The following is an 8664-nucleotide window of genomic DNA, read 5'->3' on the forward strand; positions in this document are numbered from 1 at the left end:
CGAGGCTGTTCGTGCCGGGCGGAGGAGCCGGCGAGTTGGCGACGCCTCCTGTCGACCCCGCAGAGCCTCCGGACGATCCGGCCGAACCGCCGGTCGCCTGCGCGAAGGCGACGGCAGGCACCGCCGCGAGCGCGAAGATCAGGATCATGGTCTTGATTGAGGCGGTTGCGGGCATCGGAAATTCTCCTTTACCGGTCAACCGCCGCCGCGAAGTCCAGTTCCGGAACAAATGCCGTCGCGTCAGCTTGAAAGCCGAGGAGGCAAATCACCATGACCGATCGCGATCCCTTTGCGGAAGGCGAACGCGCCGCGCGCGACAACATTCCGGCTGAGGCCAATCCTTACCTCGACGGCAGCGACGACCATGCCCTGTGGGCCGCCGGCCACGAGAAGGCCGCAGGTGCGATCGAAGCGGCCGAATCCGAGGGGCGCTGACGCGCCGCTCCCGCGGCACGCGCCGATGGCTATGCGGCGGCCACCATCTTCTCGGTCTGGTCCTCGACCATGGTCACGAACATGTGGGACTCTTCGTTGGCACCGCCGATCTGTACCCGGCGGGCCGAGATCACGCGGCGGCCGCGCGCGGGGTTGTCGATGGTGTCGACGATCGGCTCGAGCTGCTGCTTCTGCGCGAGGAGCTGCTGATCGCGCCGCTCGATCAATGCGGCCGCCTCCGCGGAGAATAATTCCCGCGCGGTCTTGCCGATGATCTCGCCGCGCGACATGCCGATCATCTTCTCGGCGGCCTTGTTGACGAAGACGTAGCGCTGGTTGCGCGCATCCTTGGCGATGATGCCCTCGGCCACGTTCTCTATGATGGTGGCGAGGAAGCGCTCCATCCGCTCCAGAATGCGCTCGCGCTGTCGCTGTTCGGTGACGTCCTCCTGCACCGACACCCAGCCGCCGCCGTCCATCGGACGCTCGTAGATCTTGATGATGCGGCCGTCGTTCAACGCGATCTCGTAGGCCGTCGGCTCGCGCCTGGCGATGCGATCGAGAACGGCCGCGACATATTTCGCGACGTCGCCGCTGAACAGTCCGCTGTTGACCCGGTGCCGGAGGATCTCCTCGAGGGACGATCCAGCCTGGATCGTCTCGGGCAGATTGTAGATCTGCCGGTAGTTGGAATTCATCGCAACCACATTGGCCTTGCCGTCGAGCATGACCAGACCTTGCGGCATGCTGTTGATCGCGGCCGAAAGCTGCCACTTCTTGGCCTGGTACTTGTCGTTGAAGTTGTCGCGCTCGGTCCTCGCCGCGTCACGTGCCTGCGCGGTGCCGAGCTCGAGCTCCTCGAGCTCGAAGATGCGCGCCACGGCGTCGCGGAAATTCTGCACGGCGCGCGCAAGTCGTCCGATCTCGTCGTGACGGCGCAAATGCGGCACCTCGCTCTTGACGTCACCTTGCGCGATCCGGTCGGTCGCCTGCGTGATGTCGGCCAGCGCGCCGACGACCGAGCCCCGCATGACGACGACGTTCAGGCCAGCGAAGATCAGTGCCGCGAGCCCGAGCGCGAACAGATAGGCGGCGGCGTAGTGATTCTCATTGGCGAGCTCGTCCGCCTCGCGGGCACGCTGCTGGTAGATGCGCTCGAGCGCCTCGATATCGCTGTTGAGCTTGCTGCGCACCGTCCGATTGGCGTCGTTGTCGCCCCATTCGCGGGCCGCCGCCGAGCTGATCTCCACACCGCGCCGGACCAGCTCCTGGCGGAATTCGATGAACTGCGATATGCGCTGGCGGAATGCAGCGAACTGCTCGGCATCGTCGTCGCTGACGGTCTGCTCCATGTTCTTCACCGCGTCGGCGAGCTCGCGGTTGCGCCGGACCAATCCGTCCGCGAACGGCATCATCGCACGACGATCGGTGGACATGTAGATGCCGCGCGACTCCATGACGATCGCATAGATCAGCGCATTGATGCGTCCGACGTTGATCGCTGCAGCGGCCGAGGACGCATGCATGTGACGATAGGTCGTCTGCAACCGCACCGACTGGACCGACATCACCATGAGGAAGGTGGTGACGATCGCAAGAAAGGCGGCGATGCTGTAGACTTTCTCCGCAACGGTCAGCGTGTCGGTGCCGCGCGCGAAGCGAACGAACTTCTTCAATAGATTGGTTCCGGCGGCGAGGCCGGATGCCGGTGCCGCAGCGTCCATGGCGCAGCTCCCCCCTGGTTGAAACACCCCACGATACCGCTGCGGCGCTAGCGGAGGCTTAAAGTTTCAACCGGTATTTGTACGGCGCGGAACCGAGAGGGCGCGGCCGGGAGACCGCCGATGTGTCAACCGATCCGCTTCAGGCCCTTTGTGAAGCGCGGACCGTTGGCGACGTAGAACTTGGCCGCGCTTCCCATCTTCTGGACCTGGGCGTCGTCGAGCGTGCGGATCACGCGCGCCGGTGAGCCGATGATCAGGGAACGTTCAGGAAATTCCTTGCCCTCGGTGATGACGGAACCGGCACCGACGATGCTGTGGCGGCCAATCCTGGCGCCGTTCATCACGATCGAGCCCATGCCGATCAGGGCGCCCTCCTCGACGGTGCAGCCATGCAGGATGACGTTATGGCCGACCGTGCAGTTCCGGCCGATGACGAGCGGAAAGCCGAGATCGGTGTGGCAGGTCGAGCCGTCCTGCACATTGGCGCCCTCGCCGATCTCGATCCACTCATTGTCGCCGCGCAGCACGGCGCCGAACCAGACGCTCGCACCCGGCTTCAGGCGCACGCGGCCTATCACGGTGGCGGTTTCGGCGATGAAGTAATTGCCGTCGGCGGGAAGGTCGGGCGCCTGCCCGTCGAGCTCGTAGATCGCCATGGGGGTCTCCTGTCACGTCGACCTCAGCCATAGCGAAACGGCGGCGAAGAGGCAAAGGCCGCCCGGTGGACGGTCCTGCCGGGCGTCAGCCCAGGACGCCGGCCGCGCGCAGCGTCATCAGGAAGAAGGTGCCGCTCATCATGCTCCAGAAGCCCGCGATGAGGGTCGCCATCATCACGAACTCGGCACGGCGGCTTTCCACCCGCATGCCGCGGAGCGTGTTGCGCATGATGATGAAGGGCGCGGCGAACACCAGGAACGGCACCGCCGCGAAGGTCTTCGGCGCCACGCCGTCCTGCAACAGGCCGAAGCCCGCGGGGCGCTGCGCCAGCGCCTGGTATCCGTTCACGAGAGCGCCCGCGAGCGCGAAACCAATGCAGATCGAGAAGAAGGTATTGAGAGCTTCAGGTGTCATCGGAACGGTCCGCCCTTACGCAACGCGAGGTGCCTTCCTGTGACAAATAGTGCTGGTTAACGCTACATTATCCTTAAGGGAAGGTTAACAGCGCCGCCCCTCCCGCGCAGGGCCGTCCCCGCTCCCCGCAGCCGGGAACGCTCCGCGAAATCGCTGTCGCGTGTCATATTCGCCGCTGATTCGTCGGCCACCGGCCGACGTCCGGCTCGATTTGCGCTTGCTCATGACGGTGTTTTCGGCAGCTCCCCTTAGGTCCCCCCGTACGCGCACCCGCGCGCACGTCGTCCCGATCGTGCTCGGCGGGATTGCCGCGGCATGCGCGGTCGGGCTCGTCGCCTATCTGCTGTGGCCGACCTGGGGCACCCGCGGCGCGAACGCCCCGGACAAGCTGCCGGTGAGCGTCGGCGGCACGTTGTTCAACCTGCCGACGACCGCGATCCGCATGAAGATCCAGCGGCACTCCGGACCGCAGGAGCGCATTGACCTCGACTTCCTCTATCCCTCGCTGGAACCGCCGGGCACGCCGAAGCACGTCACCGCCGACACGGTGGAAGCCGCGGTGCAATCGATCGACCGCATCTTCCTGTCGATCGCGGCTCATCACGATGCGCTCGCGCCTGAACAGCGGACAGCCACGATCTATCCGCGCTACCTCGACCAGGCCACGGCGATGCCCGTCGACGGCTTGACGATGCGGATGTTCCGCACGGACACCCCTTACGGCAGCGAGGACCTCTATTCCGCTGCAAGCCCGGTGCTGACCGCACGCTGCACCCGCGATGCTGCGACGCCCGGCATGTGTCTCTCGGAGCGCCGCGTCGGCGGCGCCGACCTCACCTTCCGCTTTCCGCGCAGCTGGCTGTCGCAATGGCGTGACGTGGCGGATGCGATGGACAAGCTGACCGCGCAGCTGCGCGGGCCGAAGGGCTGAGCCGGCCGCCTGCTCTGCCGTGAGATCCGCTGGGCTGGTGCCCCCCAAAACAAAAACTGCGAAAACAACCCCATGCACAGTAGCCAAGCATCGGCGGCATTGAGCATTTTCGTATTGAGCATTTTCGTATTTTTCGAACTGTCATTGACCCGCCGGGCAAAATAGGGGCACAATGGCATCATGAGAGAGATCGACTTGAAGGTTGCGCTTCCTTCGACCCGGTACCGGGATTGCCCGGATCGCCGCACCGATGTGTGACTGATATCACCGATCATAGATTGCACTTGGGCATTGTGCGACTAATCTAACGCTATTGCATTCGGGGGCTGGAATGCGGCTTCGGCTGTTGGTTTTATTGATTGTTGCGAGCTGGTTCGGGACCGGCGCTGCGCTGGCCGAGAAGCGTGTCGCGCTCGTCATGGGCAACTCGGCTTACAAGAACGTGGCGAGGCTGGCGAACCCCGCGAACGATGCCGCGCTGGTCGGCGGCATGTTCAGGAAGGCGGGCTTCGACGCCGTCGACATCAAGCTCGACCTGAACGTGGTCGACATGCGCAAGGCGCTGCGCGAATTCGGCGGCAAGGCCCGCGAGGCCGATGTCGCGGTCATCTACTACGCCGGCCACGGCATCGAACTCGACGGCACCAACTATCTGATCCCAACCGATGCCGCCCTGGAGACCGATACCGACGTTCTCGACGAGGCGTTCCCGCTCGACAGGGTGCTGTTTGCCATCGAGCCGGCCAAGCAATTGCGCCTGGTTATCCTGGATGCCTGCCGCGACAACCCGTTCGCCAAGACCATGAAGCGTACGGTTGCCTCGCGTGCGATCGGCCGCGGCCTCGCCAAGGTCGAGCCGACCAGCCCGAACACCATGATTGCCTTCGCGGCCAAGGCGGGCTCGACCGCCTCGGACGGCGATGCCAAGAACAGCCCGTTTGCCACGGCGCTCGTGGAACGTCTGCCGATGCCGGGCCTCGATCTGCGTAAGGCCTTCGGCTTCGTGCGCGACGACGTCCTCAAGACCACAGGCTACAAGCAGGAGCCATATGTGTACGGCTCGCTCGGCGGCGATGACGTGCCGCTGGTTGCATCCAAGCCTGTCGCGGCCGGACCGCAGGCCAACCCGGATGCCGAAATCCGGCGCGACTACGAACTGGCGCTTCAGCTGGGCACGCGTGACGGATGGACAGCCTTCCTGAACCGCTTTCCAAGCGGGTTCTACGCCGATCTCGCCAAAGGCCAGCTGAACAAGATCGCCGCCGAAGAAACGCGCGCGGCCGCCGCGGAAAAGGCCAGGCAGGCCGAAGACGAGAAGTCTCGGCTCGCGGCCGAGCGGGCCAAGAAAGCCGAGCAGGAGAAAGCGGCTGCGGCCGCCAAGGCCGCTGAGGACGCCAAGAAAACGGCGGAGAAGGCTAAGGAGATCGAGGAGGCCAAGGTGACCGCCGCCGAGCAGCGACGGAAGGACGCCGAAGCCGCAGTGGCCAAGGCGCTGGCCGACAAGCAGGCCGCAGAGAAGGCGCTCGCCGACAGGCTGGCAAATGACGCCAAGCAGGCTGCCGAAGAGCGAACCACAGAGAAGCAGCAGGTTACCGACACCACGAAGGTTGCGGCTGTCGCACCAACCTCGACGCCGCCGAGCCTGTCGCCGCAAGAGACGGCAAAGCTGATTCAGTCGGAGTTGCGCCGCGTCGGCTGTCTGGCGGTCGCTGCCGACGGCGACTGGAACGCGTCATCGCAACGCTCGCTGACATTGTTCAACAAGTATGCGGGAACGAAGTTCGATGCCAAGCAGGCGAGCTTCGACGCGCTCGACGCCATCAAAGCCAAGCCAGGCCGGGTCTGCCCCTTGGTGTGCGATCGCGGCTTCAAGGCCGATGGCGATGCTTGCGTGAAGATCACCTGCCGTACAGGCTATCGCGTCAATGACGATAACGGGTGCGAGAAAGTACAGGACAAGAAGTCGATTGCTACGCGCGAGAAACGACCGGCGACCAACGACGAGAAATCCTTGCAAGGCAAGCCCCAACGCGCAGGCGGCGCCGTCGTGCCCATTGAAGGTAGCGGCGCGGTTGCCGCAGCCGCGGGCGGCGGGTGCAATTACGATGCGTGCATAGCTAGATGCTATCGAAATTCCGGTCCGGGTGCGTCCACTTGCGCGCCTTATTGCGGCGGAGTTCTGAAAAATTTCGCGCAAACGGGCAAATGCGTTCCTTGAGGCCGGGCGGCGTTGCGGGACCATTGGATCCCGTAGCAGCCAACCGTGCCAACGCGACAACGACGTGTTGCGGATGTTCGCGACAGGCGGGCGCCCGGGCGTGGCGGCGGTGGCAGTAGCCGACCAGATCAGCCGAACTTCCGTGCGCGGTAAAAGCTCGGCGTCGTCCCGACGGCCTTGCGGAAGGCGCTGTTGAAATTTGTCGAGCCGGAACGGGGCCGCAGCACCGCACCGGCACGCATCGTCTATTCCTGATCGACGAGATCGTCCTCGAGGATCGCCATCTGGAACTGGAACGAGCGATCGTCGTCCTCGTCGTCGACGAACAGCACGCCGATGAACTCCTCGCCGATATAGACCTCGGCGGAATCGTCCTTCTTCGGCCGCGGCACGACGCGAATCTTGGGATTGCCGAATACGCGCTTCAGATATGCGTCCAGCTTTCTGACTTCTTTGACGTCCACGGCAAGTCTCCGATCGAAAAAATGGTCGGCGGGTTTTAGGACGAGACGCGACGAACCGCCAGCATCAATTGCCAAAGAATTTAGGGATCAAAAGGGCCGGAAAATCCGGCCCCTTTTCAAGGTCAAAGCCGGGTCTCAAAGCCCCATCGCGTTGATCATCTGATCCATGGTGCGCGACGGCTCGGCGCAGCCGGCCTCACCGACGATCTTGGCGGGCACGCCCGCGACCGTGACGTTGTGCGGCACGGGCTTGACCACCACCGAGCCGGCGGCGATGCGCGCGCAATGGCCGACCTCGATGTTGCCGAGGATCTTCGCGCCGGCGCCGATCAGGACGCCATGGCGGATCTTCGGATGACGGTCCTCGTTCTCCTTGCCGGTGCCGCCGAGCGTGACGCCGTGCAGGATCGAGACATCGTCCTCGATGATGGCGGTCTCGCCGCAGACGAAGCCGGTGGCGTGGTCGAGGAAGATGCCGCGCCCGATGCGCGCGGCGGGATTGATGTCGGTCTGGAACACCGCGGAGGCGCGGCTCTGGAGATAATACGCAAAATCCTTGCGGCCCTTCAGATAGAGCCAGTGCGCGAGGCGATGGGTCTGGATCGCGTGAAAGCCCTTGAAGTAGAGCAAGGGATCGATGAAGCGCGAGGTCGCCGGATCGCGGTCATAGACGGCAACGAGATCGGCACGAAAGGCATTCCCGAGATCGGGATCGTCGCGCAACGCCTCGCCATAGGTATGGCGCACGAGGTCGCCCGACAGGGCCGAGTGATCGAGCCGTTCGGCGACGCGGTGGACCACCGAGTCCTCCAGGCGGCCGTGATGCAGCACCGCCGAATAGATGAAGGTCGCAAGCTCCGGCTCGCGACGCACGATGTCCTCCGCTTCGCCCCGAATCCGGTCCCATATCGGATCGAGCGATGCGAGCTTTCCTCCCGGATTGACCTGATGCACTGCCATGGATTTGCTCTCTGGGATTTGCTCTTTCGAATGGGCCCGCTTTACCGGCTCTATAGCATAGTCTAGGCGACAAAGTCCCGACGGGCTTGCCTGAGAGTGAACAGCATCCTGCCCCGCGAAGGCATGCCAAGATATTGAAACACAACAGTTTCTTCTGATGCCCTCCAAGCGGCAGGTCGGCTCAAAGTGGTCAGAGTTTTGCCAAATTCAAGCCGGGCGGCGTCAAACTATTGGTGAATTCTCTGCCGACCGTTATTGCGGGCATGGTCGCATGCGAGGACGGGAGCAGATTTGAGCATCACCACCGATCAATTGCGCGCGCGCGCCGCTGATACGTTATGGCTGCGCCTGGCGGCGGTGGCCCTGCCCCTTCTGATGATCGCGCCGGCGTTCTGGAACGGCTATCCCCTGTTGCAATGGGATACCGGCGGCTATCTGGCGCGCTGGTACGAGGGCTATCTCGTCCCCAGCCGCTCCACGGTGTTCGGTCTCTATCTGCACTATGGCGAGAGTTTTGGTTTCTGGATCAACCTCGCGGTCCAGTCGCTGGCGGCGCTGTGGCTGTTGCAGCTCACCCTTCGCGTGCTCTCGATGATGCAGACCTTCCGCTTCGTCGCGATCTGCCTTGGCCTGGTCCTATCGACCGCGCTACCCTGGCTTGCCAGCATGCTGCTCACCGACATCTTCGCCGGACTCTCGATCCTGTCGCTGTTCCTGCTGGTCGTCGGCGGACAACGGACATCGACGCTGGAAAAGATCGCGCTGTTCGTCTTCACCGCCTTTGCCGCCGCGACTCACAGCGCCACGCTCGGCGTGCTGCTCGGTCTTTGCGCCGTGGGCTGGACGGCGCGGCCGTTCCTG

At 64.1% G+C, this 8664-nt stretch carries 8 protein-coding genes and 1 pseudogene; 4 read left to right on the plus strand and 5 right to left on the minus strand.

Features of this window, described 5'->3' with window-relative positions:
• The first annotated feature begins 270 nt into the window (after window positions 1–270).
• Window positions 271–435, plus strand: coding sequence for a hypothetical protein (locus tag MOV75_RS18155; protein WP_246922284.1), 165 nt, complete (start codon window positions 271–273; stop codon window positions 433–435).
• 29 nt (window positions 436–464) lie between these two features.
• Here MOV75_RS18155 and MOV75_RS18160 read toward each other — a convergent pair whose 3' ends face one another.
• The 3 genes from MOV75_RS18160 to MOV75_RS18170 form a co-directional block, all read right to left on the minus strand.
• Window positions 465–2159 (minus strand): PAS-domain containing protein, encoded by a 1695-nt coding sequence (locus MOV75_RS18160; protein ID WP_246922286.1) that lies wholly within the window; start codon window positions 2157–2159, stop codon window positions 465–467.
• Between the two features lie 125 nt (window positions 2160–2284).
• On the minus strand, window positions 2285–2815 hold the full coding sequence (locus MOV75_RS18165) for a gamma carbonic anhydrase family protein (RefSeq protein ID WP_246922288.1): 531 nt from the start codon (window positions 2813–2815) through the stop codon (window positions 2285–2287).
• Between the two features lie 85 nt (window positions 2816–2900).
• Complete coding sequence (locus MOV75_RS18170) at window positions 2901–3230, minus strand: hypothetical protein (RefSeq protein WP_128920939.1); 330 nt, start codon at window positions 3228–3230, stop codon at window positions 2901–2903.
• A gap of 223 nt (window positions 3231–3453) precedes the next feature.
• Between MOV75_RS18170 and MOV75_RS18175 the strand changes: the two genes are divergently transcribed.
• Together MOV75_RS18175 and MOV75_RS18180 are read left to right on the plus strand one after the other, a co-directional pair.
• The gene (locus tag MOV75_RS18175; RefSeq protein ID WP_246922291.1) at window positions 3454–4161 is read left to right on the plus strand and encodes a hypothetical protein; all 708 of its coding nucleotides are present in this window, start codon (window positions 3454–3456) and stop codon (window positions 4159–4161) included.
• A 331-nt stretch (window positions 4162–4492) separates the two neighbouring features.
• Window positions 4493–6379: a caspase family protein gene (locus MOV75_RS18180; RefSeq protein WP_246922294.1), complete on the plus strand. Its 1887-nt coding sequence runs from the start codon at window positions 4493–4495 to the stop codon at window positions 6377–6379.
• 245 nt (window positions 6380–6624) lie between these two features.
• Here the strand turns inward: MOV75_RS18180 and MOV75_RS18185 are convergent, their stop codons facing one another.
• Together MOV75_RS18185 and cysE are read right to left on the minus strand one after the other, a co-directional pair.
• Window positions 6625–6843, minus strand: a complete 219-nt coding sequence (locus tag MOV75_RS18185; RefSeq protein WP_007602550.1) for a DUF3126 family protein — start codon at window positions 6841–6843, stop codon at window positions 6625–6627.
• 135 nt (window positions 6844–6978) lie between these two features.
• On the minus strand, window positions 6979–7803 hold the full coding sequence (gene cysE / locus MOV75_RS18190) for a serine O-acetyltransferase (RefSeq protein ID WP_246922297.1): 825 nt from the start codon (window positions 7801–7803) through the stop codon (window positions 6979–6981).
• Between the two features lie 291 nt (window positions 7804–8094).
• Here cysE and MOV75_RS18195 point away from each other — a divergent pair.
• Window positions 8095–8664 (plus strand): annotated as a pseudogene (locus MOV75_RS18195) (hypothetical protein); the annotation flags it as partial.

This window comes from Bradyrhizobium sp. PRIMUS42 (assembly GCF_023006515.1).
In the GTDB taxonomy this organism is placed as follows: Bacteria; Pseudomonadota; Alphaproteobacteria; order Rhizobiales; family Xanthobacteraceae; genus Bradyrhizobium.